This window comes from Micromonospora sp. NPDC049114 (assembly GCF_040648635.1).
Taxonomy (GTDB): domain Bacteria; phylum Actinomycetota; class Actinomycetes; order Mycobacteriales; family Micromonosporaceae; genus Micromonospora.
This window is the reverse complement of record NZ_JBEZEA010000001.1, coordinates 1,413,184-1,438,834: the sequence shown is the minus strand read 5'-3', so window position 1 is coordinate 1,438,834 and position 25,651 is coordinate 1,413,184. Positions and strand designations below refer to the sequence as shown.

Genomic DNA, 25,651 nt, shown 5'->3' with positions numbered 1-25,651 from the left:
GGTATGACGGACGCGAACACGGGTCGGCAGGATTCCGCCGGCGGCCAGGCCGGCGGCGGAAGCCGGGCCAGCGTGCTGCTCGGTGGCGGGCTGGTCGCGGTGCTGCTGGCGGTGGTCGGTGCGACAGGTGGCTGGCTGCTGGCCGGCGAGGATGACGAATCTCCGGTGAACCCGCAGGCGGTGGCCACCACGGCCGGTACGCCGACCGACCGGCCCACCTCGTCCCGGCCGACCACCGGCCGGACCACGCCGTCCGCCCCACGGACGACCGCCGCCACGACGAAGGGGACCGGGCTGACCGTGCCACCGGTGGTCGGCACCGACTTCGTGCAGGCACGCGAGATGCTGCGTAAGCAGCGGTTGGGCTGGCGTCTGGTCTTCGGCGGTGGCACCGGCCGCACGGTGGAGAGCGCCTCGCCGGCCGTGGGCACCGAGGTGACCCGGGGCACCACAGTTCAGTTGCAGGTGGCCGGTCCGGCCCCCGCCGCCGAGGTGCCGGACGTGGTCGGCGACGACTGCGCCGAGGCGGCCGACGAACTGGTCGAGGAGGGGCTCTACCCGCGTTACCGCAGTGGGCGTAGCGGGAAGGTCAGCCAGCAGGAGCCGGCCGAGGACGGCCCGGCCCGCTGGAACGACGAGGTGAGCATCTGGTGCGGGGCGGCGGCCCCGCCGAGCCAGCCGACCGTGAAGCCCACCCTCTGACCCGTACCGCTGAGCGCGGCGACCCACCCCGGCCTGGCCCGTCGGCACCACCTGACCTGACCGCGGCGCGCGGTTCGCGCCACCGATACCGGCCGATGTCGACGTGGGCGGTTAGGTTGACGGTCGAGGGCCACGGCGCCCGCCCGGTTCGGGAAAGGACGTGCGATGAGCGACGACCGCCAGGAGCCGCCCGCCGGGGAGCCCGAGGACGACCGCACGCGCCCCCTGCCGCCCTCCGGCGGCAGCCGTCCGCAGCCGCCGGACCGCCCCGCGTCGCCCGACGAGACGATGCCGATCGACCGGGCCGCTTCGGGTGGTCGTGGTGGGTCGCCGGACGAGACGATGCCTATCGACCGGGCCGCCTCGGGGCCGTCGGGCGATCGGACGGCGCGGATGCCGCTGGAACGGTCGACGACGCCGCCGTGGTCCGGGCGGGCCGAGGTGCGCGCGCCCCGACCAGCCGAACCGGCCCCGGACTGGTACGTCGAGGAGCAGGGTGGCCGGCGTTGGTGGCTGCCGATCCTCTGGGGCGTACTCGCTCTGCTGCTCGCCGGGTTGCTCGGGGCGGCTCTGTGGGTGGTGCTCAACGCCCGGGACGACGACCCCGACAACCCGGCGACGCCCTCCGTCCCGCCAACCAGTGCCACCGCCGCGCCGAGCAGCAGCGCCCCGACCTCGGCGGCGCCCAGCAGCGCGACGCCGAGCAGCCCGGCGGCCACCACCGAGGAGGCGCAGATACCGGTGCCGCCGCTGACCGGCCTGACGCAGGCCACCGCCGAAGGGCTGCTGGAGCGGCTCGGCCTGAGCTACCGGGTGGTGTACCGCCCGTCCGAGCTGCCGCCGGGGACCGTGGTCGGCACCGATCCGGAGGCCGGCGCGACGGTAGGTGCCGACGAGGAGGTGCTACTGGTGATCTCCCAGGCGCGACCCTCGACCCCAACCAGCCCGACCAGGCCGACCAGGCCGAGTCCGACGGTGACGACAACGCCGTGACGGTTGTTCACCACATCCGGCGGCGGGTGCCGACGAGGCCGAGGCCGGCGAGCGAGATGGTGAGGCCGAAGATTCCGGACCAGAACAGCGAGCGGCGGACGTCCGTGGCGGCGTGCCCGGCGGGCGCTGCCTCGGTGAGTTCCTGCTGTCCGTCGGACTGACCACCCGCGCCGGCCCCGGCTGCCGGGCCGGGCGTGTCGGCCGCTCCGACGCGTCCGTCGGGGGCGTCGGCGCTGATCCAGCCGGGTTCGTCGGTCGGCGGGTCGGAGTCGACCACGGTGATCTCCGGAGCCGGCACCGGAACGGCCAGCCGGGTGGACGACAACGCCGGGTCGCGGACCAGGACCACCATGGTGGTCACTGCGCCGAGGAGAGCGAGTAGTCCGAGAGCGTAGGTGATACTCCAGCGGTGGTGCCGCCGCACGGCGGGCTGATTGACCATGACCATCCCAGGCTCAGGGTCCTGGACGTGCGGTGAAACATGCCGGGGTGGGCGTACCAATTCTATGGCGACGGCACGCCTACCCGCGGCGGTTCGCGCTGGTCAGCCGACTCTGACCGGCGTACGAGAGACAGGGCGTCGGGTCCGTACGGTGTGCGGGCGGGGCTCCGGTGCGGCCTGCACCTGTTGCAGCCCTTCCCGTTGTACGAAGATCGACCGGCGGCTGACGGCGTCGCCGGCGGCGTTGAGCTCGTAGCCGTCGAGCCAGAGCCAACCGTCGTAGGTCGGCCAGTCGAGCACCCGGATCACCCGGAACATGATCGGCCTGAGGAACTGGACACTCGCCGCGCGAGTCACGTGCAGAACGTCACCGGAGCGGGGAAGCACATGGGCTCCTGGGGAGGGAGAGCCGGCGTGGTGCCGGCGGGGTGACTGGTCTGGGATGTCTCGGCCCGGTGACGGGATCGCGCCTCGTGGACCGGTTGGTGCGTGATGGTGGTCGGGCCGTACCCGCTGGTGGCGTGCCGCCACCCGACCATCACCTGACTGCTTCCGGGAACCGCGCCCACCGCCGCAGTCAGCTGGCTTGCAGCGGTGGGGTCATCACCCCGGCGCAGGTCTGGGTGGCGCCGGCCGGGCCCGCGTGCCGCCCGGCCGTCCGGGGTCGGTGGGGTCACCACACCCGGAGAGCGGACGGAGACGCTGAGTGATCCGTGCCATACGGACAGACTGCATCAGCGACGTGCTTCATGCAAGTTGCACGTCGACTTTTGCCGATACGTGAGTCCGCCACGCAAAGCGGCGCTTGAAGCCATCCGCGTACGGACGGCACACTGAGGGCCGGTTTCGCCCGTCGCGGCCGGCCGATGACCGGCACCACCCCTCGTCGCGAACGCTCGCCGGTCGACGGTCGCGCCCCCGGTGAGCGGCAGCCAGTGGCGCGTCGACCGGAGGTAGCCCGAGAGTGGGGTCGAGCAACCAGCGGCGAGGACCAGAAACACCGAGGCCGCGCAATGAGTGAGCGGCGCAGCCCGACGATCCGACGGCGGCGGCTCGGTGCCGAGCTGCGCCGGCAGCGGGAGTCGGCCGGCATCACCATCGAGGTTGTCGCCGAGCAGTTGGAGTGCTCGGCGTCCAAGGTCTCCCGGATCGAGACGGGGCACACCACGGCCACCCCGCGCGACGTGCGGGACATGTTGAGGATCTACGGCGTCGTGGGTGCCGAGAGCGACGAGCTCGTCCAGATCGCCCGGGAGGCGCGGCAGAAGGGCTGGTGGCACCCGTACAGCACGGTGCTGGTCGGTGCGTACGTCGGGCTGGAGGCGGCGGCGAGTTCGATCCGGGCGTACGAACAGCAGGTCGTGCCGGGCCTGTTGGAGACCGAGGAGTACGCCGGGGCGATGATCCGGGCCGCCCGTCCGGACTTCACCGCCGATCAGGTACATCAGAGGGTGCGTGTCCGACTGGGCCGTCAGTCGTTGTTGACGCAGGACGATCCGGTCGATCTGTGGGTGGTGCTCGATGAGGCGGTGGTAAGTCGGCCGGTGGGCGGGGACGAGGTGATGCGCGGCCAACTCAGGAGGTTGGTCGAGGTGGCCGAGTTGCCGAACGTGACGCTCCAGATCCTCCCTTTCGAGGTGGGTGCGCACGCCGGCATGGACGGGACCTTCACGATCCTCAGTTTTCCCGAGCCCGGTGATCCGGATGTCGTGTACGCGGAGAACGCCACGGGTGGGCTCTTCCTCGAGAAGAGCGACGAACTGCAGAAGTACAGCTTCATCTTCGATCACATCCGCGCTGCGGCCATTCGTCCAGAGGAGTCCGTCGCACACATCGCAAAACTGGCAGAGGAGCCGAAATGGCGACCAAGGGGTTCCCCGTGGACCTGACGCAGGCGACGTGGTTCAAGAGCTCGAAGAGCGGGCCGAACTGCGACAACTGTGTGGAGGTGGCGTACGTGACCGGGGCGGTCGGGGTGCGGGACTCGAAGGACAAGGCCGGCCCGGCCCTGGTCTTCGCTCCCGGCGACTGGCACGCCTTCGTCGCCGGCACCAGGGATGGTGTGTTGGGCTCGGTCTGACCGAGTGAGCAGTCGAGTCCCCGTCCGGTCCCGACCGGACGGGGACTCGCCGTGTCCCGGAGCGCCGCCGACCCGGGGCCGACCCGCCGGCTCAGCGATGTTCCGCCGGGATTCCCGTCGCCACAGCGGGTCCGCCTCGTTGAACCCGTCGGTACGGCGCTGGTCGACGACCCGCCGCACCGACCCGCACCCGAGCGAGGTAGGCGAGACGATGACGACGATCGGTTCAGAGAACCTCACCAACGGTCCGGGCAAGCCGGAACGGTTCGGTGGCAAGTACCGCGGGGCGCGTCGGGACACCGTACTGACCGAGGTGGTCTCGACCGACCAGGATCTGAACGGGCGGGAGGCGGCGAACCCGGAGGCGGCCGACGCGCCGCTCTCGCTGCCCTCACTGGACCCGAATCCGCTGGTCGAGCCGTCGTTCCCGCCGACCGGCTGGCCCATGGAGCCGACCGGTTCGCTGGCCGACCACCCGCTGCTGCGCGGCCTGCTGCTGGAACTGCCGCCGAAGGGCAGCATCCCGCCGCCGGGCTGGCTGGACCGCTGGTTCGAGGCGACCCGCGCGATCCTCGAACTGCTATACGTGCAGGGGTCCGGCCGCTCGCGCTGACCGGGGTGCGGCAGGCTGAGCCCGCTCGGTGAGCCGGCTGTGCCGCAGCGCGTGCCGGACACCGATCGCCGCCACGGCGAGCGCGCCGACGGTGATCGCCGGCCCGGTGACCCCGGGCTCGGCGCCGAGGTCCGCGCCGACCGCCGCGATCACCGCCGGCACCGTCGCGAGGGCGGTCACCTGCAACGGCAAACCGATGAGCGGGTGTGCCGCGGCGGCGCGCAGCCCGTGCGGGGCGGGTGTACCGGGTGCGGTGTCGAACGCGCCGGCCCCGGCCCACAGGCGACGGATCCGTCGTACGGAGCAGACGGCCACCACGAGCGCCGGCCCGGTGGCGAGGGTGAGCCCGGCGCCGGCCCGGTCGAACGGCGTGGTGCCGGCGCTCAGCAGCCCGCCGACGGACACGGCCGCGACCAGCGCCACGCCCGCCAGCGCGAGCGCCAGCAACCATCCGGTACGCCGACGAAGCGCACGCGCGTCGCGCAGCCGGGGCAGTCGATCGGCCAGGACCCCGGCGGCCAGCCAGACGGCGGCGACCGGCAACAGGATGGTGAGCTGACTCTCCATGTCGGAGAGTCTTTTCCGTCCCCGAGCGCGGCGAATCCGGGCCGGACCCCCGTTGGCCCCGGAAGCCGGCCCGTAGGGGACATCCCATCGACGTGATGGACGTTTCGACATGTTTATCTGCCGGGGCCGTCGATCTACTCTCGGCTCGATCGGCAAGTGTCGATCAGTGTGGTACCGGTGGTCGCGCTTCGCCGCCGGTCGGAGGGAGGTAGGGAGATGGGTCTTCCACGCAGGTCCGTACTGGTCGGGGTGACCGCCGCGACCGTACTGGCCGTCGGCACCCCGGCCCTGGCCGCCGAGCCCGTCGGCGTCGTCCGGGAGGCCGGTGGAGCCACCGCCGTGCCGGACAGCTACATCGTCGTCCTCAAGGACACCGCCGTGGCCCCCAGCCGGGTCGGTGACACCGCACAGCGGCTGACCGGCCGGCACGGCGGAAGGGTGGCCCGCACCTACGGCACGGCGCTGCGTGGCTTCGAGGTCACCGTCAGCGCGGGCGCGGCGGCACGGATCGCCGCCGACCCGGCCGTCGCGTACGTCGAGCAGAACCACACCGTGTCGATCTCCGGAACGCAGGCCAACCCGCCCTCCTGGGGCCTGGACCGCATCGACCAGCGCAACCTGCCGCTGGACAGCTCCTACACCTACCCGAACACGGCGAGCAACGTGCACGCCTACATCATCGACACCGGCATCCGCTTCACCCACAACGACTTCGGCGGCCGGGCCACCTCCGGCTACGACGCGGTGGACGGCGGGTCGGCCGACGACTGCAACGGGCACGGCACGCACGTCGCCGGCACCGTCGGCGGATCCTCGTACGGGGTGGCCAAGGGCGTCCAGCTGGTAGGCGTACGGGTGCTGAACTGCTCCGGCAGTGGCACCAACGCCGGCGTGATCGCCGGTGTCGACTGGGTCACCCAGAACGCGATCAAGCCGGCGGTGGCGAACATGAGCCTCGGCGGTGGCGCGAACAGCTCGCTGGACACCGCCGTCCGCAACTCGATCGCGTCAGGTGTCACGTACGGCCTCGCCGCCGGGAACGACAACGGCGCGAACGCCTGCAACACCTCGCCGGGGCGTACCGCGGAGGCGATCACGGTCGGCTCGACGACCAGCTCGGACGCCCGGTCGTCGTTCTCCAACGTCGGCACCTGCCTGGACATCTTCGCGCCGGGGTCGTCGATCACCTCGGCCTGGTACACGAGCAACACCGCGACCAACACGATCAGCGGCACCTCGATGGCCACGCCGCACGTGGTCGGCGCGGCGGCGCTGCTGGCCAGCGCCAACCCGAGCTGGAGCCCGCAGCAGATCCGCGACCAGATGGTGGCCAACGCGACCCCGAACGTGGTGGGCAACCCTGGCTCGGGCTCGCCGAACCGGCTGCTCTACGTGGGCAGCGGCGGCACCACCCCGCCGCCCACCGGCTGCACCGGCACCAACGGCACCGACGTGTCGATCCCGGACGCCGGTGCGGCGGTGACCAGCTCGATCACGATCGCGGGCTGCGGGCGCAACGCCTCGTCGGCCTCCACCGTGGCGGTGAACATCGTGCACACGTACCGCGGTGATCTGGTCATCGACCTGCTCGCCCCGGACGGCAGCGCGTACCGGCTGAAGAACAGCAGCACCTCGGACAGCGCCGACAACGTGAACACCACGTACACGGCCAACGTGTCAGGTGAGGCCGCCGACGGCACCTGGCGACTTCAGGTGCGCGACACCTACTCGGCCGACACCGGCTACATCAACAGCTGGACCCTGACCGTCTGACCGGTCCCTCTCACGAGCGAGGCCCCACCCGGCTGTCCGGGTGGGGCCTCGTGTCGTACGGGATCGGAGGGTCAGACCGCGAAGGTGGCGGGCCGTTCGGTGGCCGGGGCCGGCGGGCGGGCCTTCCACAGACCGGTCTTCTGACCGGCGAGCCGGGTCAGGTAGGCGGGGTTGAGGATCACGTAGCGGCGCCAGAGTCGTTTCGGCTCCAGACCGAGCCGCCAGAACCACTCCAGACCGGCGCGCTGCATCCACGGCGGAGGCTGCCGCAGCAGCCCGGCGTGGTAGTCGAAGGCCGCGCCGACCGCCATCAGCGGCATGTCGAGCAGCGGGCGCATGGCGTACGTGAAGACCTCCTGGCGCGGGCAGCCGAGCCCGACCAGGACGAGCCGGGCGCCACTGGACCGGATCCGGTCGGCGATCTCGGCGTCCTCGCCCGGCTGGACCGCGCGGAACTTCGACGGCTCCACACCGGCGATCTTCAGCGCGGGGAACATCCGCTCCAGCGCCGGGATCAGCTTGGCCAACGTCTCCTCGGTCGAGCCGTACAGGTAGACCGGCAGCCCCTCGTCGGCGAAGCGGGAGAGCACGTGCAGGGTGAGCGTCGGCCCGTAGACGCGGTCGGTGAGCCCGGCGTGGTGCAGCAGGTTGAGCGCCCAGCGCACCGGCTGTCCGTCCGGGGTGACCACGTCGAAGGAGTTGAGCCGGGCATTGTGCGCGGGGTCCAGCACACCTGTCATCACGCCGTGCACGGCCAGCGCGGTGAGCGCGAGTGGCCGACGCTCGTGCGCCGCGGTCACCACCGCGTCGGTGGCCGTGGCGTAGTCGGTGGCGTCGACGAGGACGCCGAGCACGTTGCGCTTGGTCCTGGCCGTCACGACTGTGGCACCCACTTGTCCACGTTGGCCTCGTAGATCTCCCGCAGGATCATCGGCACGTCGTACGTGATCTTCCACTCCGGGTACTGCTCCTCGAACCGGGCCATGCTGCTCACGTACCACTGGTGGTCGCCGGTGCGGTTCTGCTCGACGTAGTTGATCTGCGCCTCGCGGCCGGTGATCTCCTGGGCGATCGCGAACGCCTCGATGTGCGAGGTGTTCGAGTGCCGGCCGCCGCCGAGGTTGTAGACCTCGGCGGAGCGGGGCGACCGGAAGAACGCCTCGAACGCGGTCAGCACGTCGTGCGAGTGGATCGCGTCGCGGACCATCTTGCCCTTGTAGCCGAACAGGTTGTACGTCCGGCCCTCCATGACGCAGCGCATCAGGTAGGCCAGGAACCCGTGCAGCTCGGCGGCCGAGTGGGCGGGGCCGGTCAGGGTGCCGCCCCGGAAACAGGCGGTCTTCATGTCGAAGTAGCGGCCGTACTCCTGCACCATCACGTCCGCGGCGACCTTGGAGGCGCCGAAGACCGAGTGCAGCGAGTGGTCGATCGACATCTCCTCGGTGATGCCCTGGTACCAGCGGTGGTCCTCGGGCAGCTCGTACCGGGTCTCCAGCTCGATCAGCGGCAGGCTGTTGGGCCGGTCGCCGTAGACCTTGTTGGTCGAGCAGTGGATGAACGGCGCGTCGATCGCGTGACGGCGGGTGTTCTCCAGGATGTTGAGCGTGCCACCGGCGTTCACGTCGAAGTCCGTGTACGGCTCCTTGGCCGCCCAGTCGTGGCTCGGCTGGGCCGCGCTGTGGATCACCACGGCGATGTCCGACCCGTACTTCTTGAACACCTGCTCCAGGCCGTCCCGGTCCCGGATGTCCACCGCGAAGTGGGTGTAGGAGTTACCCAGGTCACGGGCGAGCCGTTCCAGGCTCCACGAGGTGGAGCCGTCCTCGCCGAAGAAGTACCGACGCATGTCGTTGTCGATGCCGACGACGTCCAGACCGAGGCCGGCGAAGTGCCGGACCGCCTCGGAGCCGATCAGACCACCCGACCCGGTCACCAACGCGACACTCACACGCCACTCCTGGTCCATCGGAGGCAGAAACCATCGGAGCATAGCGTGACGTCCGGCCCGCCCCGATATGACGGAAGGGCCCCGCATTTCGCGGAGCCCTCGTCTTTTGGTGGGGATGGGGGGAGTTGAACCCCCACGCCCTTTCGGGCACACGGACCTGAACCGTGCGCGTCTGCCATTCCGCCACATCCCCGTGGCACGACCCGGGACACTGTAACCGCCCCGGACCCGCTGTCTCCAACAGGCCCCGGGAATACTACGCTGTCCCAGACGCTCGCCACGAGCGGTTACCGTTCGTGGCGGACGAAAGATTAGCACGGCGGTCCCGGTCCTTCCGAACGGGCCGGGAGCAGCCGGCCGAGCGGCGTGTGAGCTGCGCGCGCGCCGGCCGGATACCATCATGTCCTCGGGACCCGAGGAGGAGCCGGTGAGCGTGCTGCAACGCTTCGAGAAGCGTCTGGAAGGCCTGGTCGAGGGGGCCTTCGCCAAGGTCTTCAAAGGGGTGGTCCACCCCGTGGAGATCCTCAACGCCATGCAGCGGGAGGCCGAGGCGCACAAGGCGATCCTGGCCGGTGGGCGCACGTTGGTGCCCAACCGCTACGTGATCGATCTCTCGCCGTTCGACCACAGTCGTCTGGCGCCGTACGCCGCCGCGCTGGCCCAGGAGCTGGCCCAGTCGCAGGCGGAGTTCATCGGCGAGCAGGCCTGGACGGTCTACGGCGACGTGATCGTCGAGATCGAGCGGGGCGAGGGCCTGGACACGGGGATGTTCCGGGTCACCGCCGAGGTCTACACCGGCGGCGAGGTCGCCCCCGTGTCGGCGCCCGGCTACGACGCCGGCCCGCCCGCCTACCCCGCGTACGACCAGGGTGGCGGCTACGGCCCGCCGCCCGGCCACGGTGGCGGCCGCAACGTGCGGCTGGTCTCCGGTGACGGCCGCACCTACCCGCTCCAGATGGGGTCGACGGTGATCGGTCGCGGTGACCAGGCGAACCTGCGCCTGCCCGACGTCGGCATCTCCCGGCGACACGCCCGGCTGGATTTCGATGGCGGCCAGGTTGTGCTGACCGATCTGGGGTCCACCAACGGCACCATGGTCAACGGGCAGCGGGTCTCCGCCGTCGCCCTCAACCCGGGTGACATGGTCCAGCTCGGCACCACGACGCTGACCTTCCGCGTGGACGGCTGAGCCGCCTTGCCGGCACTGGTCATCACCGTTGCCCGGTTCGGGTTCCTGATCCTGCTGTGGATCTTCGTGTTCACGGTGGTCGGCGTGATCCGTCGGGATCTCTTCGCGGGGGCCCGGTCCGGTCGCCTGGTGGCGGCACCACGCGCGGTTGGCGCCTCGACGGGGCAGGCGGCCAAACCGGCGAAGGTGAAGCGGGGCAGGGCGGCCCACCAGTTGGTGGTCACCGCAGGTCAACTGGCCGGCACCCGCATCACCCTCGGTGAAGCGCAGATCACCATCGGTCGGGCCGAGGACTCCACCCTGGTCATCACCGACGACTACGCCTCGGCGCGGCACGCGAGACTCGTGCCGCGCGAGGGCCAGTGGTTCGTCGAGGACCTCGGCTCGACTAACGGCACGTACCTAGATCGCGCTAAGGTCACCGGACCAACCCCCGTACCCCTCGGCGTGCCGATCCGGATCGGCCGCACTTCCCTCGAATTACGGCCATGACTCTGACCCTGCGCTATGCGGCCCACAGCGACCGCGGTCTGATCCGTGACGGCAATCAAGACTCCGTCTACGCCGGGCCGCGGCTACTCGCCGTTGCCGACGGCATGGGCGGCATGGCCGCCGGTGACGTCGCCAGCAACATCGTCATCGGTGCCATGGCGCCGCTCGACGAGGACGTCCCAGGGGACGCTCTCGTCGACGCGTTGCGTTCGGCCGTGGGCACCGCCAACCAACAGCTCCGCGACACGGTGGACGCCAACCCGCAGTTGGAGGGGATGGGCACCACGCTGACGGCGACCCTCTTCTCCGGCAGCAAGCTGGGGATGGTCCACATCGGCGACTCGCGGGCCTATCTGCTGCGCAATGGTGAGTTCGCCCAGATCACCAAGGACGACACGTACGTCCAGATGCTCGTCGACGAGGGCCGGATCAGCGCCGAGGAGGCCAGCAGCCACCCGCAGCGGTCGCTGCTGACCCGGGCCCTGGACGGCCGGGACATCGACCCGGAGTACTCGGTGCGCCAGGTGCTGCCCGGCGACCGTTACCTGATCTGCAGCGACGGCCTCTCCGGCGTGGTGAGCGCCGAGACCATCGGCGAGACCCTGCGGGAGTACACCGATCCGCAGCAGTGCGTCGAGCGGCTGGTGCAGCTCGCGCTGCGCGGCGGCGGTCCGGACAACATCACCGTGATCATCGCCGACGCCACCGACCACGACATCGTCGAGGCCACCCCGATCGTCGGCGGTGCCGCCGCCCGGGACCGGGGCATGGCCACCTCCGCCGACGACTCGACCCCGGCCGCCCGGGCCTCGGCGCTCTCCGCGCCGCGTCCCGCCGCTCCGGAGGAGCCCAACGCGTCGGACGACGAGCCGGAGCGGCCGAAGCGCCGGCCGGTGCGGACCGCCGCGATGGCGCTGGCCCTGTTGGTCATCGTCGGTGGCGCGGCCTTCGGCGGCTGGACGTACACCCAACGCCAGTACTACGTGGGCGCCACCGACGAGGGGCAGGTCGCCGTCTTCCGTGGCATCCAGGGGCAGATCGCCGGGATGGACCTCTCGACGGTGCACCGCACCAGCGGCACCCGGTTGGACGACCTCACCGTCGCCGCTCAGGACACGGTCAAGGTGGGCATCCGGGCCAAGAACGAGCCGGACGCCGAGCGTCAGCTCGCCGAGCTGACCAGCGACACCCCGACCAATCCCAACCTGAAGCCGATCTGCCCGTCCGACACGGCCGCGGTGACCGGCACGCCGACGCCCACTCCGCCCCCGACCCCTCCCGCGACGTCGCCGACGCCGAACACCAGCCCCAGCCCCGGCGCGTCGGTGAACGGGGTCGTCAGCGCGAGCCCGACCAACGCGGCCACCGCCGGCGGCACCGATCCGACCACCGCACCCGACGCCACGCCCTCGGACTCGGCCACGCCGGCGCTCGACCCGGCCGGCTGCCGGTCTCCCGAGTGAGCGTCGGCTGAGATCCCAAGGACTCCACCCGTGACCGTAGCGGCCACACCGGCACCCTCGCCCGCCACCACGGGCGGGGATTCCGGCGTACGCCTGGCCCGGTCCCGACGCAACGCCGAGCTGTCCCTGCTGCTGCTGGCCATGGTGCTGGTGGCCGCGTACATGGCGACCGTCGAGGCGAACCTTCTGGACACGGTCACCCCGGACTTCTGGATGCCCGCCGCCGCCCTCGGCGCGGTCTTCCTCGGCCTGCACCTGGTCATCCGGTTCCTCGCCCCGTTCGCCGACCCGGCTCTGCTGCCGGCGGTGGCCCTGCTCAACGGTCTCGGGGTGGGCTTCCTGCGCCGGATCGACCTGGGCGAGGCCGCCCCGGTCGACCGGGAGGACCTGGCCACGTTCGCCGGCATCGGCGGCCGGCAGCTCGCGTGGACGCTCGCCTCGGTGATCCTCGCCGCGGGGCTGCTCGCCATCATGCGCGACCACCGTTCGGTCTCGCGGTACGCGTACACCCTGGGGCTTGCTGGCATCGTGCTGGTGATGCTCCCGGCGGTGCTGCCGAGCAGCATCTCCGAGATCAACGGCGCAAAGTTGTGGATCCGGGTCGGCGGCTTCTCGCTCCAGCCGGGTGAGTTCGCCAAGCTGGCGCTGCTGGTCTTCTTCGCCTACTACCTGGTGCGCAAGCGTGAGGTGCTCTCGCTGGCCAGCCGGCGGTTCCTCGGCATCGACTTCCCGCGTGGTCGGGATCTCGGGCCGGTGGTCGTGGTCTGGCTGATCAGCCTCCTGGTGCTGGTCTTCGAGAAGGACCTGGGCACCTCGCTGCTCTACTTCGGCATGTTCGTGGTGACGCTCTACATCGCCACCGAGCGGGTCAGTTGGCTGCTGATCGGCCTCATTCTCTTCTTCGGCGGCGCCTACCTCGCGTACGTCCTCGGGTCGACGGTCGGCGGGCCGTTCGCCAACTTCTACCTGCGGGCCGAGATCTGGCTGGACCCGTTCGCCGATCCGCACGTCAAGGGCTACCAGCTCGTCCAGGGTCTGCTGGCCCTCGGTACGGGCGGGCTCTTCGGCGCCGGGCCGGGCGGCGGTCAGCCGGACATCCTGCCCGAGGTGCAGAACGACTTCATCTTCGCCGGCATCGGTGAGGAGATCGGCCTGTTCGGCCTCTCCGCGCTGCTGGTGGTCTACCTGCTGATCGTGGAGCGGGGCCTGCGCGCCGCGCTCGCCGTGCGTGACTCGTTCGGCAAGCTGCTCGCCGGTGGCCTCGCCTTCACCCTGGGCCTGCAGGTCTTCGTGATCGTCGGCGGCATCAGCAAGCTCATCCCGCTGACCGGCCAGACCACCCCGTTCCTGTCCGCCGGTGGGTCGTCGCTGATGGCGAACTGGCTGCTCATCGCGGTTCTGTTGCGGGTCTCCGACGGGGCCCGGCGACCGGTGACGGGCGGCGCCGGCAAGGCGAGCCGGCCCGCGGGCGGCCCGCCCGAGCAGTTGCACGGTGCTCCCACGGAGGTGATCAAGCCGTGAACGCACCCCTGCGCCGTGTCGGCATCGTCGTCATGGTCCTGTTCGGTCTGCTCTTCGCGAACCTCAACTGGATCCAGGCGTACAAGGCCGACGAGTACCGCACCAGTGACTACAACGGCCGGGTCCAGGTCGCCGACTACAAGCGCAAGCGCGGCAACATCGAGGCCGGCGGAACGGCGGTGGCCACCAGCAAGGAGACCACCGGCAAGCTGAAGTTCCAGCGCACCTACCCGGGTGGGGCCAAGTACGCGCACGTGCTCGGCTACAAGCCGGTCAACCTGGCCGACACCGGCATCGAGCAGGTGGAGAACGACTTCCTGGCCGGCACCAGCGACCAGTTGATCGGCGACCGGTTCAAGGACATGTTCACCGGCGACGAGACCGGTGGCGGCAACGTGCTCCTCACGCTGTCGAAGCGGGCGCAGGACGTGGCGTACGACCAGATGCGCAACAACCAGGTGGACGCCAAGCGCGGCGCGGCGATCGCCATCGACCCGCGGACCGGTGCGGTGCAGGCCCTGGTATCCATGCCCAGCTTCGACCCGAACCCGCTGGTCAGCCACAACACGAACGAAGCCGCAGCGGAGATCAACAAGCTGGAGCAGAACCCGGACGGCCCGCTGAAGAACCGGGCCCTCTCCGAGACGCTCCCCCCGGGCTCCACCTTCAAGATCGTGGTCGCCGCGGCGGCGCTGGAGAACGGGGTCACCAAGTCGACCCCGATCCCGGCCGGCTCCAGCTACACCCCGCCCACCTCCGGCAGCCCGATCCGCAACGCCGCCGCGTCGATCTGCCCCAAGCCGCAGGTCACCCTGCTGGAGGCGGTCACCAAGTCGTGCAACACCGGCTTCGCGCAGCTCGGTGTGCGGCTCGGCGCCGACAAGGTCAAGGAGAAGGCCCGGCAGTTCGGCTTCGAGCAGGAGGACCTCACGGTCGGGCAGCTCGGCGAGGGCGGTCTGCGGACGGCGGCCAGCCGAACCGGCGACATGCTGAACCCGGACGGCAGCACCGACCCGGCCGCGCTGGCTCAATCGTCGATCGGCCAGAACAACGTCCGGATGACGCCGCTGCAGGGCGCGATGATCGCCGGGTCGGTCGCCAACGGTGGCAGCCAGATGCGGCCGTACCTGGTCCGGCAGCTCCTCGCCCCGGACCGGACCACCAGCTACTACACCGCGAAGCCGCGGGAGCTGCGTCAGCCGGTCAGTGGCCCGGTCGCCAGCGACCTGCGCGAGATGATGGTCAGCGTGGTGCAGAAGGGCACCGGCCAGAAGGCGGCGATCAGCGGCTACACCGTCGGTGGCAAGACGGGCACGGCGCAGTCCGCCCCGGACCGCCCCGACCACGGTTGGTTCATCGGCTTCGCGCTGGACAAGAACGGCAACCCGGTCTCCGCGGTGTGTGTCGTGCTGGAGCAGGCCGGCAGCGGCGGCAGCGCCGAGGCGGCCCGGATCGGCGGCCAGATCATGAAGGCCGCCATCAACGACCCCGGGGGCCGCTGACATGCTCAGCCCCGGCGTCCAGCTCGGCAACCGCTACCGCCTCGACGAGCGGATCGCCAGCGGCGGCATGGGTGACGTCTGGCGCGGCACCGACCAGGTGCTCGGCCGGACGGTAGCGGTCAAGAGCCTGCTCCCCGCGCTGCTCGACGACCCCGACTTCGCCGAGCGGTTCCGGGGCGAGGCCCGGACCATGGCGACCATCAACCACCCCGGCGTGGTGGACGTCTACGACTTCGGCAACGACCAGCAGATCGCCTTCCTGGTCATGGAGTACGTCGAGGGCGACGCCCTGTCGTCCACGCTGAGCCGGGTCGGTCGACTCACCCCGGCCCGGACGATGGCGCTTGTCGCGCAGGCCGCCGACGCGCTGCACGCCGCGCACGAGAAGGGCATCGTGCACCGCGACGTGAAGCCGGGCAACCTGCTGGTCCGGCCGAACGGCACGCTGGTGCTGACCGACTTCGGCATCGCCCGCTCCGACATCGTCGGCCAGCTCACCGCCGCCGGCTCGGTGCTCGGCACCGCCTCGTACATCTCACCGGAGCAGGCCACCGGTCAGGTGGCCACTCCGGCGTCCGACGTGTACGCGCTCGGCGTGGTCGCCTACCAGTGCCTCGCCGGGCGGCGACCGTTCGAGGGCGACAACCCGCTCGACATCGCCATGCGGCACGTGCGGGAAACACCCCGGCCGCTGCCGTCCGACATCCCACCGCAGGTCCGGGCCGTCGTCGAGCGGGCGTTGGCCAAGGACCCGGCCGCCCGCTGGCCGAGCGCCGCCGCTCTCGCCGGGGTGGCCCGTCAGCTCAAGGCCGCGCTGTCCCAGCAGGCCCGGGCCGGCGGTCACACCGGCCCGGTCTCCGGTGCGCCGTCCTCACCCGCGGCTCCCGGTCGGGCCCAGGTGCCGCAGGCGCAGCAGCTCCGCCCGCCGAACGCCCCGCACCGGCAGCCTCCCGTCGGGCAGCGGCCCACCACTGTCGCGCCGGCCCAGCAGCCCCGTCCCACAGCTGTCGCACCGGCCGTACCGCACGCGCGCCCGCCGGTCGCCGCTGCCGGCTACCCGCGCGGCGCCGCGGCGGTGCCGCCGACACCGACCCGGCAGGAACACCCACCGGCGTACGCCCGGCAGGCCGGCTCGGGGCTGCCGGCGTCCGAGCCCCGCCGGTCCCGACCCGGGATGGTGCTCCTCGCCGTCCTGCTGGCCTTACTGGTCCTGCTCTGCTCCGGCGTGATTTCCTACAACCTGCGGAAGCAGTCGCAGAACGGTGCCACCGGGACGCCAGCTTCACAGACCGTGACGTCCGGCGCGCTGCGGCTCGACGAACGCGACGATGCGACCCGGACGTCGTACCGTCGTGAGGTACGACTCCGGCCGGGTGACGGCGGGACGACGACGAGCGAAGGACGACAGACGCGATGACAGCGCAGGCCCGCCTGCTCGGTGGCAGGTACCAGGTCGGCGAGCTGCTCGGCTATGGCGGCATGGCCGAGGTGCACCGCGGTCGCGACCTCCGGCTCGGTCGGGACGTCGCGATCAAGATGCTCCGCACCGACCTCGCCCGGGACGCGACGTTCCAGATGCGCTTCCGCCGGGAGGCGCAGAACGCCGCATCGCTCAACCACCCGGCGATCGTGGCGGTCTACGACACCGGCGAGGAGACCGCGCCGACCGGCGAGACGCTGCCCTTCATCGTCATGGAGTTCGTCAACGGACGGACGTTGAAGGAGGTCCTCGGGGCCGAGGGTCGCCTGCAGCCGCGCCGTGCGTTGGAGATCTGCGCCGACATGTGCGCGGCGCTGGAGTTCAGTCACCGGCACGGCATCATCCACCGGGACATCAAGCCGGGCAACGTCATGCTCACCCAGACCGGCCAGGTCAAGGTGATGGACTTCGGCATCGCCCGGGCGCTGGCCAGCGGCGCGACCACCATGACGCAGACCAGCGCGGTGATCGGCACTGCCCAGTACCTGTCGCCCGAGCAGGCGCGCGGCGAGGCCGTGGACGCCCGCTCCGATGTGTACGCGGCCGGCTGCGTCCTCTTCGAGCTGGTCTGCGGGCACCCGCCGTTCGTCGGGGACAGCCCGGTCAGCGTCGCGTACCAGCACGTGCGGGAGACTCCGCCGACCCCGAGCGACATCAACCCGGACGTCACCCCGGCGGTCGACGCGATCGTGCTCAAGGCGCTGTCGAAGAACCCGCTCAACCGCTACCAGAGTGCCGGCGAGATGCGTGCCGACCTGTTGCGCGCCGCCGCCGGCCGGCCGGTGCTGGCCACTCCGGTGCTGCGCGAGGCCGAGACGGTGGCGATGGCCCCGGCCGGCGGCGGTGCCGGCTACGCGCCCGCCGCCGCCGGGCAGCAGACCCGGCAGATCCCCGCCCGGGTCGGCGATCCGCGCCAGCGCAAGGCGTCCTCCTGGCTGATCGCCCTGTTCAGCGCGGTCGGCGTGCTGGCGGTGATCGCCCTGGTCGCCGCCCTGCTGTGGAGTCAGCAGCAGGACAAGGACCTGAAGGCGGTGCCCACCCTCGCCGGCAAGGCCCAGGCCGCCGCGTTCACCGAGATCCAGAATGCGGGCTTCCAGCCCGTGGCGGGCGATCCGATTCTGGCCAACGACTGCACGAAGGGCACCGTCGCCAAGCAGGATCCGGCACCGGGTGCCCGGCTGAAGGAGGGCAGCCGGGTGACCGTCCAGATCTGCGATGGCAAACCGGATGTCAAGATCCCTCCGGGTCTGGTCAACTCGCAGTTCGAGAACGTCAAGGACCAGCTCGAAGCTCAAGGGCTGGTGGTCGAGGAGAAGCAGGTCGACAACCCGGCGCAGAAGGGCATCGTCGTCAAGGTCACCCCTCCGTCGGGGACCACTGTCGCCCAGGACAGCAAGGTCACCGTCGAGGTCTCCCGGGGCAACGTCGACAAGGTCCCCAACGTCGTCAACTCGACCAAGGACGATGCCGCCGCCGAGCTTCGCTCGGCGGGTTACGAGGTCAAGTTCCGCGACGGCGATGAGGTTCCGGCCGATCAGGCCGGACGCGTCCAGTCGCAGAGCCCGAAGGGCGGCACCGAGCTGGCCCAGGGCAGGACGGTGACCCTGGAGATCAGCATCCCGGAGAAGGTCGAGGAGACGCCCAGCCCGCCGGTGACGCCGACGCCGACGCCGAGCGGCACGCCGACGACGCCGGGCACCGGTGGTGGCTCCGGTCAGCCGATCTTCCCGCCGCCGGTCCGGCTTCCCGAGGAGTAGCAGTCCGCGCCTGGGTGCGGAGCCTCCGGCGGGGCTCCGCCGCCGATCGTCCGAGGACGGGCCGGTGGCGCCGGAATCTGCTGCGCGGGGTCGTCCTGGGCGTGGTCCTGCTCGTCCTGAGCAGCGTCCCCTGGCTGTGGACGACGTTCGGAGCGCACGGGCACACGTACGGCGAAGCTGACGCTCCCGCTGCCGACGTCGTGATCGTCCTGGGTACGGCGGTGACGGCGGACGGGCGGCAGCCGGGCGAACGGCTCGCCGGCCGCCTGGAGACCGCCGCCGAGCTGGTGCGTACCGGGCGGGCCCGGGTGGTACTGGTCTCCGGCGACGGGGGTGGCACGTCCGGCGACGAGCCGACGGTGATGACCGCGTATCTGACCGAGACGCTCGGCGTGGACCCGCGGCGGGTGGTGGCGGACCCGTTCGGCCTGGACACGTACGACAGCTGCATCCGCGCGAAAGACGTGTACGGCGTCCAGCGGGCTCTGGTCGTGACGCAGTCCTACCACCTGTCCCGGGCGGTGACGCTCTGCCGGCACCTCGGCCTCGACGTCGACGGGGTCACCGCACGGTGCGACGGCTGCGGACCCGGCCTGCTCGCACGCAAGGCCGTCCGCGACTACTTCGCCAGTGGCAAGGCCGCCTGGGACGCGGTGCGCGGCCGACCCCCCGCGGTCCGTTCGTCGGTGAGCCCCGCCGTCCGGGACGCACTGAGCAGCTGACCGGCCGCTGTCGGTCTACGCAGTGGCGAAGGCGGCGAGTCGCCGGGCGTCGACCTCGGCGGCCAGCGCGGGGGCATGCTCCAGCGCCTCCGGGTGGCCGCAACCGGCCAGCCAGTTGGCGAGCATCAGGTGGCCGCCCTCGGTGAGCACCGACTCCGGGTGGAACTGCACGCCCTCGATGGGCAGCGTCCGGTGCCGCATCGCCATCACCACACCGGAGCCGGTCCAGCCGGTGACCTCCAGCTCGTCGGGCAGTGTCTCGGGGAGCACGGCGAGCGAGTGGTAGCGGGTGGCGGTGAAGGGGTCGGGTAGGCCGGCGAGCACGCCTACCGAGTGGTGCCGCACCTCGGAGGTCTTGCCGTGCAGCAGCTCCGGGGCCCGCGTCACGGTCGCCCCGAAGGCCTCGCCGATGGCCTGGTGGCCGAGGCAGACGCCGAAGATCGGCAGCTCGCCCGCGTACTTCCGGATGACGTCCAGGCAGATGCCGGCCCGGTCGGGGCTGCCCGGTCCGGGTGAGAGCAGAATGCCGGCCGCGCCGACCCGGCCGACCTCGGCGACGTCGATCTCGTCGTTGCGGCGGACGTCGCACTCCACGCCGAGCTGGCCCAGGTACTGGACCAGGTTGAAGACGAACGAGTCGTAGTTGTCGATCACCAGGACGCGCATGGTCACCTGCTCGGAGTGGACGGCGCGGGATTGTTCCGGTCGGTGTCGTACGGCAGCTCGTGCTCGTCACCAGCCGGAGCGTCTCCGGTCACCGCGTCTCCGCCGCCCGGCTCGCCCGGCTCCCCGGGAACGCCGGAGTCCTGGGTGACCTGCACGTCGTCGAAGGGCAGCAGCGGCTCGGCCCACGGGAAGGCCACGTACCAGAGCAGGGCCACCGTGGCGGCCGCGAGCAGCACCGAACCGATCAGCTTGCCGGCCAGGCCGAACGGGAGCTTGCGCCAGATGAAGGCGTACATCCGGTCAGCCTCCCAGCTCCGCCGGGCGGCCCGCCGACTTGGACACGATGTAGTCCAGCTCGGCGTGGATGATCAGGCGCTGGTAGTTGTCCCACTTGGGGTTGCAGGTGGTCAGCGTGAGCATCCGTTTGGTCGGCCGCTTGTTCGGCTCGCCGGGCACCGGGGCCACGACCTCGACCTGGGTCGGCTTGACGATGCGGGTCTGCGACACCCGGTAGACGTACCAGTCGGTCTTGCTCTCGACCACGATCGGGTCGCCGTCGTTCAGCTCGTCCAGCCGCCAGAACGTGGCCCGGTTACGGTGGCCGGCGACGGAGAAGTTGCCGACCTGACCGGGCAGCGCGCTGGTCGGGTAGTGGCCCGGGGCGTACCGGATGTCGGCCTGGGTGACGCCCTCGACCACCACCCAGTTCTTGTCGAGCTTGGGGATGTAGAGGCCCGCGATCGGCTTGCCGTGCACGGGCGGGGACGGCTTGACGCTCGGAGTGGCCGACGGGGCGACCGTGGGGTCGTCATTGGGACCCCACACCTGGGCAAGCTGGTTGCTGAGGTCGTGCTGGTGGGCGTCGACGGCGGCGGACTTGCCCCACACCTCGTAGCCGGCGAAGAGCAGCACCACCAGGCCGAAGGTGATCAGGACCTCGCCGGTGGCCCGGATGCCGCTGCGCACGCGGGAGGCGAGCGTCGGGCGGGTGAGCTCCGAGTAGACGCTCTTGTAGCCCTCGCCGGTCTGGTGCGGCCGGAGTTGGACCACCCGCTCGCCCCGACGGGGTCGGGGAGGCTCGCCGGCGCTGTCGTCCGAGCCGGCCGGCTCATCCGGCGTCGCCGTACGGGGGACGGCGCCCATCAGCGCCGTGGAGTCCATGGCCGGCGGTCGGGGTGCCGGCCCGGACGGGACGGCGGGGATGACAGCTGTGGCGTTCGGGTCGGCGGGGCGGCCCGGCCCGGCGGGAGAAACCGGGGCGCCCGCCGCGCTGCTCGGGCGTGCGGGGCCCGACCCGACCTTCGGGATGAACGCGGTCGGCGCGTCGCCGCCGGACGGGGTGGTGCCGCCGGGGGGCGTCGGGGCGCCGGCCGGGCCGCTGGCGGTCGCCGGGCGGGTCGGCACGGCGCCGGGGGCCGGGACGCGCGTGGGGTCGGTGCCCGGGGCGGCCGGCCGGACCGGCCCCTGCGTGGGGGGCGCGGTCGGTCGGCCGGGAGCGGCGGCGGAGGGCTGGCTGGATCCGCCGTGCGGAGCTGAGCCGGTCGCAGCGGCGCCGGGCCAGGGCGGCGGTGCCGCCGGGCTCGGGTGCTGCGCAGCGCGCTGCGGGTCGGGCCGGCCGGCGCTGGGCGCGACCGGGTGGTCGGCGCGCGGACCGGGGCCGGGACGGACCGGCGCTACGAGGCCGTCGGCCGGGGGTGGACCGGCGGCGCTCGGCGGCTCGGGAGTTGCCGCCGGACGCGGTGCCCGTGGCCGGCTGGGCAGCACGGGCTCGGGCCAGTTGCCGGTCCGGGACCGGCCCGACGTCGGCTCGGGCTGCTCCGGCGTCGGCTCAGGTCGGTCGACCTTGGGCAGGAAGGCGGTCGGGTCGTCCGCCTGGTCCCGGTGTCGCCCGTCGCGGCGGTCTTCCGGGCTGCTCACCTGGGCACCGTCGCCGAGCGCAGCGCGGTCGAGTCCTCGAAGGCCTTGATGGTCACCGTGGAGACGGACTCCTTGTAGCCGAGTTGATAGTCGTCGACTGCGTCCTTGAACAACCGGACTCCCTCAGAGCTGGCGAGGGCCTGCTGGAGGGCAGCGGGATCGCCGATTGCTACGATCTTGAACGGTGGGGAGTACACCCGCCCGTGGAGCAGCAGGGTGTTACCGACGCAGCGTACCGCGCTGGTTGCGAGCACGCGGACGTTCATGATTGACATGGCCTCCGCTCCACCCGCCCAGAGCGCGTTGACCACTGCCTGTACGTCGCCCTGGTGCACGACCAGGTCGTCGTTGGTGGCGTCGGTGTGTGCCTCGTCGTCGTGCTGGGGCGCGTCGTTCAGCTCGACTGTCACGGCCGTGCCGGTGACGGCGGTGAACCCGGCCGCCTTGAGGCTGCCCTGGGCGCGAGCCTGCTGGGCCTTGATCGGGGCGTCCGAGCCGGCAAGCGTGTCGGTGCGTTGCTGGACCTCGTCGCGCAGGGTGGCAGCGCGGCGTTCGCTCGCCTCGACCTGCTGCTCGCGCTCCTCGATGAGCTGGTTGAGCTGGGGCCGCCGGTCCTCGCGGAGAGCGGTGCCGCCCGCCGTGGTCGCGGTGGTGGTGAAGAGCAGCCCCGCCGCGGCGGCGATCAGGGGCACCCCGATCGACCAGCCTGGTCGCCGTTGGCGTGGCCGCCGGGGCAGCAGCCCGGCGACGGCCCGTCGGAGGGCCTTCTGCCAGGAGGCGGCGCCGGATGTGTACTCCACCGAGCGTTCCTTCCGCGTGTCGGGGATCGGTTCGTGCCGGCCGGGCCGGTGATGCGAACAGTCCCGCCCTTTTCGGTCACTCCATGTACCTGCCTGACCCCATTCGTGGTCCAGGCGGCCGTTCCGGACTACGCTAGCTGTCGAACATTATTGGCCATGAACCGTCGCCTCCGCGTCCGGTTGTCAGGCCGGACGAGGTCGTCACCCCCTCTGGAGAGCGCCGTGCCCAAGTCTCAGGTCCGCAAGAAGAAGGTGTACACCCCGCCGACGGACGTCCGTCCGACGACGACGGCGGCGTCGCGCAAGCCTAGCCCGGTGTGGCTGCCGATCACCGCTGTCGCCCTGATCGTCGCGGGCATCGGCTGGCTGGTCGTCTACTACCTCTCCGAGCAGGAGTACCCGGTCGCCTCGTGGCAGTACTGGAACCTCGCGGTCGGCTTCGGTGCGATGGTCGCGTCGCTGGTGCTGCTCTCGCGCTGGCGCTGAGCCTCTCCGGCTGTCGCTGGGCCTGGCCCGGGGCGTCGCCGCGACGAAGGATCCAGGTCACCCGCCACGCCCCTGCCCGGCGGGACCGGGCCGGGCACCCTATGGTGTCCGCAGGCAGCGTGGCCTACTGCGAGATGACTCACGTTACCGCTGGGTAACCTTGCGCGTAGGCTGCACTGCATGACCGAGCGGAGCGAGGTCATCGACCGGTCCGGTCGCAGGTGTGCAAGCGGCGCGACGCCGGCTTCGTCCTGCTCCGGTCCCGGTTGCTGAACCGCTCGACAGGCAGCAGACCGGGGAGGCCAACTCGATGGGCAGCGTCCAGATCGTCACCACGATCCTCGCGGCCGGCATCACCGCCGTGGCGGTGTGGCTGGCGGTGCGCGCGGTCATGAAGATGACGGCCGTCATCCGGCTGGGGCAACCCGCTCCGGAGCGGTTCGCCGACAAGGGCGCCCGCACGAAGACGATGCTGGTGGAGACCGCTGGTCACACCCGCATGCTCAAGTGGGGCGTGGTGGGTGCCGCGCACTGGTTCGTGATGGTCGGCTTCATCGTGCTGTCGCTGCTGGTGCTCGAGGCGTACTTCGAGGTGGTCACCCCGACCGGCGGCCTGCCGATCATCGGGCACTGGACGATCTTCGGGTTGGCCACCGAGATCATCACCGTGCTGGGCCTGGTCGGCATCCTGGTGCTGATGGCGATCCGGCTGCGCAACCGGCCGAACCGGCTGGGCGGGCGGTCCCGGTTCACCGGCTCGACCATGTGGCAGGGCTACTTCGTCGAGTGGATCGTGCTGCTGGTCCTGATCTTCGGCCTGCTGATCCGCGGCTTCAAGGTCGCCACCGACCACTTCGAGTACCCGTTCTGGGCCACCCCGGTCAGTCACGCGGTCGGCGCGGTGCTGCCCGACTGGTCGGACGGGGCGAGCGTCGCCGCGCTCATCAAGATCGCCATTTCGATGACCTGGCTGATCGTCATCTCCCTGAACGTCACAATGGGTGTCGCCTGGCACCGGTTCCTGGCGTTCCCCAACATCTTCTTCAAGCGCGAGCCGACCAAGCCGGCCGGTTCCGGCCTCGGCGCGCTGCGCCCGATGACGAGCCAGGGCAAGCCGCTCGACTTCGAGGAGGCGGACCCGGAGAAGGACCAGTTCGGCGTCGCCCACGTCGAGCAGTTCACCTGGAAGGGCCTGCTGGACTTCAGCACCTGCACCGAGTGCGGTCGCTGCCAGTCGCAGTGCCCGGCCTGGAACACCGGCAAGCCGCTGTCGCCCAAGCTGCTCGTGCTGAGCCTGCGCGACCACGCGTACGCCAAGGCGCCCTACCTGCTCGCCGGTGGCGGCAAGGACCTGACCGGCGAGGAGAAGGCCACCCAGGCGCAGCTCGCGCACCTGGACGTGCTGTCGCTGGCCGAGGCCGACAAGCCGTTGATCGGCACCGCCGAGGAGGGCGGTGTCATCGACCCGGACGTGCTCTGGTCGTGCACCACCTGCGGTGCCTGCGTCGAGCAGTGCCCGGTGGACATCGAGCACGTCGACCACATCGTCGACATGCGCCGCTACCAGGTGCTGATCGAGTCGAGCTTCCCCTCCGAGGCCGGCGTGATGCTGCGCAACCTGGAGAACAAGGGCAACCCGTGGGGCGCCCCGCAGAACACGCGCGAGGACTGGACCAAGGGCCTGGACTTCGAGGTGCCCCGGGTCGGCGAGGTGGACGACTTCGAGTACCTGTTCTGGGTCGGCTGCGCCGGCGCGTTCGAGGACCGGGCCAAGAAGACCACCCGCGCCGTGGCCACGCTGCTCAACGAGGCCGGCGTGAAGTTCGCGATCCTCGGTGAGGGCGAGACCTGCTCCGGCGACCCGGCGCGACGGATCGGCAACGAGTTCGTCTTCCAGATGCTCGCCCAGCAGAACGTGGAGACGCTCAACGAGGCGTTCGAGGGCCGGGAGAAGGCCAAGCGCAAGATCGTCGCGACCTGTCCGCACTGCTTCAACACCCTGGGCAACGAGTACGGCCAGCTCGGCGGCGAGTTCGAGGTGGTCCACCACACCCAGCTGCTGGCCCACCTGGTGTCCACCGGCAAGCTGACGCCGGTGCAGCCCGTCGACGGCGGCGTGACCTACCACGACCCCTGCTACCTGGGCCGGCACAACCGGATCTTCGCGGCCCCTCGCGAGGTCCTCGGCGACGCCATCGAGGGCGAGATCACCGAGATGCCGCGCAACAGCGAGCGCTCCTTCTGCTGCGGCGCCGGCGGCGCCCGCATGTGGATGGAGGAGAAGATCGGCAAGCGGATCAACGTGGACCGGGTCGAGGAGGCCATGGCCACCGGGGCGAAGACCGTCGCCGTCGGCTGCCCGTTCTGCTCGACGATGCTCAACGACGGGGTCAACGGCAAGGGTGCCGGCGAACAGGTCGAGGTGATCGACGTGGCGAGCGTGCTGCTGCGCTCGGTCAAGCCGGAGCAGCCGCGGGGCGACAAGGAGTCCGCGCCGGTCGCCGGCTGAGACGCGTACAACCGGGATCTGAACATCGA

25 protein-coding genes and 1 tRNA gene are annotated in these 25,651 nt (G+C 71.3%); 16 read left to right on the top strand and 10 right to left on the bottom strand.

The window, feature by feature from the left end:
• Positions 1 to 3: 3 nt before the first annotated feature.
• Together AB0B39_RS06900 and AB0B39_RS06895 are read left to right on the top strand one after the other, a co-directional pair.
• On the top strand, positions 4 to 702 hold the full coding sequence (locus tag AB0B39_RS06900; protein WP_357491628.1) for a PASTA domain-containing protein: 699 nt from the start codon (positions 4 to 6) through the stop codon (positions 700 to 702).
• A 165-nt stretch (positions 703 to 867) separates the two neighbouring features.
• Positions 868 to 1,695, top strand: a complete 828-nt coding sequence (locus AB0B39_RS06895; protein WP_357573685.1) for a PASTA domain-containing protein — start codon at positions 868 to 870, stop codon at positions 1,693 to 1,695.
• Between the two features lie 7 nt (positions 1,696 to 1,702).
• On the opposite strand, the gene AB0B39_RS06890 is transcribed toward AB0B39_RS06895, so the two are convergent.
• Positions 1,703 to 2,143 carry a hypothetical protein gene (locus tag AB0B39_RS06890; protein WP_357491624.1) on the bottom strand — a complete coding sequence of 147 codons (441 nt, stop codon included), beginning with the start codon at positions 2,141 to 2,143 and terminating at the stop codon, positions 1,703 to 1,705.
• Between the two features lie 96 nt (positions 2,144 to 2,239).
• Positions 2,240 to 2,524 (bottom strand): hypothetical protein, encoded by a 285-nt coding sequence (locus AB0B39_RS06885; protein WP_234584496.1) that lies wholly within the window; start codon positions 2,522 to 2,524, stop codon positions 2,240 to 2,242.
• 626 nt (positions 2,525 to 3,150) lie between these two features.
• Here AB0B39_RS06885 and AB0B39_RS06880 point away from each other — a divergent pair.
• The 3 genes from AB0B39_RS06880 (at position 3,151) to AB0B39_RS06870 (ending at position 4,830) form a co-directional block, all read left to right on the top strand.
• Positions 3,151 to 4,026, top strand: a complete 876-nt coding sequence (locus tag AB0B39_RS06880; protein ID WP_234584497.1) for a helix-turn-helix transcriptional regulator — start codon at positions 3,151 to 3,153, stop codon at positions 4,024 to 4,026.
• Positions 3,996 to 4,217 (top strand): DUF397 domain-containing protein, encoded by a 222-nt coding sequence (locus AB0B39_RS06875; protein WP_007454112.1) that lies wholly within the window; start codon positions 3,996 to 3,998, stop codon positions 4,215 to 4,217. The genes AB0B39_RS06880 and AB0B39_RS06875 overlap by 31 nt, the downstream gene beginning before the upstream one ends.
• Before the next feature lie 211 nt (positions 4,218 to 4,428).
• Positions 4,429 to 4,830, top strand: coding sequence for a hypothetical protein (locus AB0B39_RS06870; protein ID WP_234584498.1), 402 nt, complete (start codon positions 4,429 to 4,431; stop codon positions 4,828 to 4,830).
• Here the strand turns inward: AB0B39_RS06870 and AB0B39_RS06865 are convergent.
• Positions 4,798 to 5,397, bottom strand: coding sequence for a hypothetical protein (locus AB0B39_RS06865; RefSeq protein WP_357491621.1), 600 nt, complete (start codon positions 5,395 to 5,397; stop codon positions 4,798 to 4,800). The genes AB0B39_RS06870 and AB0B39_RS06865 overlap by 33 nt on opposite strands.
• Positions 5,398 to 5,613: 216 nt before the next feature.
• Between AB0B39_RS06865 and AB0B39_RS06860 the strand changes: the two genes are divergently transcribed.
• Positions 5,614 to 7,170: a S8 family serine peptidase gene (locus AB0B39_RS06860; RefSeq protein ID WP_234584500.1), complete on the top strand. Its 1,557-nt coding sequence runs from the start codon at positions 5,614 to 5,616 to the stop codon at positions 7,168 to 7,170.
• A 71-nt stretch (positions 7,171 to 7,241) separates the two neighbouring features.
• Here AB0B39_RS06860 and AB0B39_RS06855 read toward each other — a convergent pair whose 3' ends face one another.
• The 3 genes from AB0B39_RS06855 to AB0B39_RS06845 form a co-directional block, all read right to left on the bottom strand.
• On the bottom strand, positions 7,242 to 8,063 hold the full coding sequence (locus tag AB0B39_RS06855) for a WecB/TagA/CpsF family glycosyltransferase (RefSeq protein ID WP_234584501.1): 822 nt from the start codon (positions 8,061 to 8,063) through the stop codon (positions 7,242 to 7,244).
• Positions 8,045 to 9,160, bottom strand: a complete 1,116-nt coding sequence (locus tag AB0B39_RS06850; RefSeq protein ID WP_357491616.1) for an NAD-dependent epimerase/dehydratase family protein — start codon at positions 9,158 to 9,160, stop codon at positions 8,045 to 8,047. Before AB0B39_RS06850 ends, AB0B39_RS06855 begins: the two co-directional genes overlap by 19 nt.
• A 65-nt stretch (positions 9,161 to 9,225) precedes the next feature.
• Positions 9,226 to 9,311 (bottom strand) — tRNA-Leu (locus tag AB0B39_RS06845).
• Between the two features lie 207 nt (positions 9,312 to 9,518).
• Between AB0B39_RS06845 and AB0B39_RS06840 the strand changes: the two genes are divergently transcribed.
• The 8 genes from AB0B39_RS06840 (at position 9,519) to AB0B39_RS06805 (ending at position 19,244) form a co-directional block, all read left to right on the top strand.
• Positions 9,519 to 10,307: a DUF3662 and FHA domain-containing protein gene (locus AB0B39_RS06840; protein WP_007454122.1), complete on the top strand. Its 789-nt coding sequence runs from the start codon at positions 9,519 to 9,521 to the stop codon at positions 10,305 to 10,307.
• 6 nt (positions 10,308 to 10,313) lie between these two features.
• The gene (locus AB0B39_RS06835; protein WP_007454124.1) at positions 10,314 to 10,799 is read left to right on the top strand and encodes an FHA domain-containing protein; all 486 of its coding nucleotides are present in this window, start codon (positions 10,314 to 10,316) and stop codon (positions 10,797 to 10,799) included.
• Positions 10,796 to 12,262, top strand: a complete 1,467-nt coding sequence (locus tag AB0B39_RS06830; RefSeq protein ID WP_357573684.1) for a protein phosphatase 2C domain-containing protein — start codon at positions 10,796 to 10,798, stop codon at positions 12,260 to 12,262. Before AB0B39_RS06835 ends, AB0B39_RS06830 begins: the two co-directional genes overlap by 4 nt.
• A 30-nt stretch (positions 12,263 to 12,292) precedes the next feature.
• On the top strand, positions 12,293 to 13,783 hold the full coding sequence (locus AB0B39_RS06825; protein WP_234584504.1) for an FtsW/RodA/SpoVE family cell cycle protein: 1,491 nt from the start codon (positions 12,293 to 12,295) through the stop codon (positions 13,781 to 13,783).
• On the top strand, positions 13,780 to 15,285 hold the full coding sequence (locus AB0B39_RS06820) for a penicillin-binding transpeptidase domain-containing protein (protein WP_357573683.1): 1,506 nt from the start codon (positions 13,780 to 13,782) through the stop codon (positions 15,283 to 15,285). Before AB0B39_RS06825 ends, AB0B39_RS06820 begins: the two co-directional genes overlap by 4 nt.
• Position 15,286: 1 nt before the next feature.
• The gene (locus AB0B39_RS06815; RefSeq protein ID WP_357491609.1) at positions 15,287 to 16,702 is read left to right on the top strand and encodes a protein kinase; all 1,416 of its coding nucleotides are present in this window, start codon (positions 15,287 to 15,289) and stop codon (positions 16,700 to 16,702) included.
• Positions 16,699 to 18,522: a Stk1 family PASTA domain-containing Ser/Thr kinase gene (pknB, locus tag AB0B39_RS06810; RefSeq protein WP_357491607.1), complete on the top strand. Its 1,824-nt coding sequence runs from the start codon at positions 16,699 to 16,701 to the stop codon at positions 18,520 to 18,522. Before AB0B39_RS06815 ends, pknB begins: the two co-directional genes overlap by 4 nt.
• 101 nt (positions 18,523 to 18,623) lie before the next feature.
• Complete coding sequence (locus tag AB0B39_RS06805; RefSeq protein WP_357573682.1) at positions 18,624 to 19,244, top strand: ElyC/SanA/YdcF family protein; 621 nt, start codon at positions 18,624 to 18,626, stop codon at positions 19,242 to 19,244.
• A 15-nt stretch (positions 19,245 to 19,259) separates the two neighbouring features.
• Here the strand turns inward: AB0B39_RS06805 and AB0B39_RS06800 are convergent, their stop codons facing one another.
• From AB0B39_RS06800 to AB0B39_RS06785, 4 genes are read right to left on the bottom strand one after another with little or no spacing between them, the layout of a single operon-like run.
• The gene (locus AB0B39_RS06800) at positions 19,260 to 19,910 is read right to left on the bottom strand and encodes an aminodeoxychorismate/anthranilate synthase component II (protein ID WP_357573681.1); all 651 of its coding nucleotides are present in this window, start codon (positions 19,908 to 19,910) and stop codon (positions 19,260 to 19,262) included.
• A gap of 2 nt (positions 19,911 to 19,912) precedes the next feature.
• A complete protein-coding gene (locus AB0B39_RS06795) occupies positions 19,913 to 20,206 on the bottom strand; it encodes a hypothetical protein (RefSeq protein WP_234591570.1) in 294 nt (97 codons plus the stop codon).
• 4 nt (positions 20,207 to 20,210) lie between these two features.
• The gene (locus AB0B39_RS06790) at positions 20,211 to 21,827 is read right to left on the bottom strand and encodes a class E sortase (RefSeq protein ID WP_357573680.1); all 1,617 of its coding nucleotides are present in this window, start codon (positions 21,825 to 21,827) and stop codon (positions 20,211 to 20,213) included.
• Positions 21,824 to 22,627, bottom strand: coding sequence for a DUF881 domain-containing protein (locus tag AB0B39_RS06785; RefSeq protein ID WP_354854958.1), 804 nt, complete (start codon positions 22,625 to 22,627; stop codon positions 21,824 to 21,826). Before AB0B39_RS06785 ends, AB0B39_RS06790 begins: the two co-directional genes overlap by 4 nt.
• Positions 22,628 to 22,849: 222 nt before the next feature.
• On the opposite strand from AB0B39_RS06785, the gene AB0B39_RS06780 reads away from it, so the two are divergent.
• Together AB0B39_RS06780 and AB0B39_RS06775 are read left to right on the top strand one after the other, a co-directional pair.
• Entirely contained in the window at positions 22,850 to 23,113 is a 264-nt protein-coding gene (locus tag AB0B39_RS06780) for a cell division protein CrgA (RefSeq protein ID WP_007454145.1), read from the top strand.
• Between the two features lie 310 nt (positions 23,114 to 23,423).
• On the top strand, positions 23,424 to 25,622 hold the full coding sequence (locus AB0B39_RS06775; protein WP_357573679.1) for a (Fe-S)-binding protein: 2,199 nt from the start codon (positions 23,424 to 23,426) through the stop codon (positions 25,620 to 25,622).
• Positions 25,623 to 25,651 lie beyond the last annotated feature (29 nt).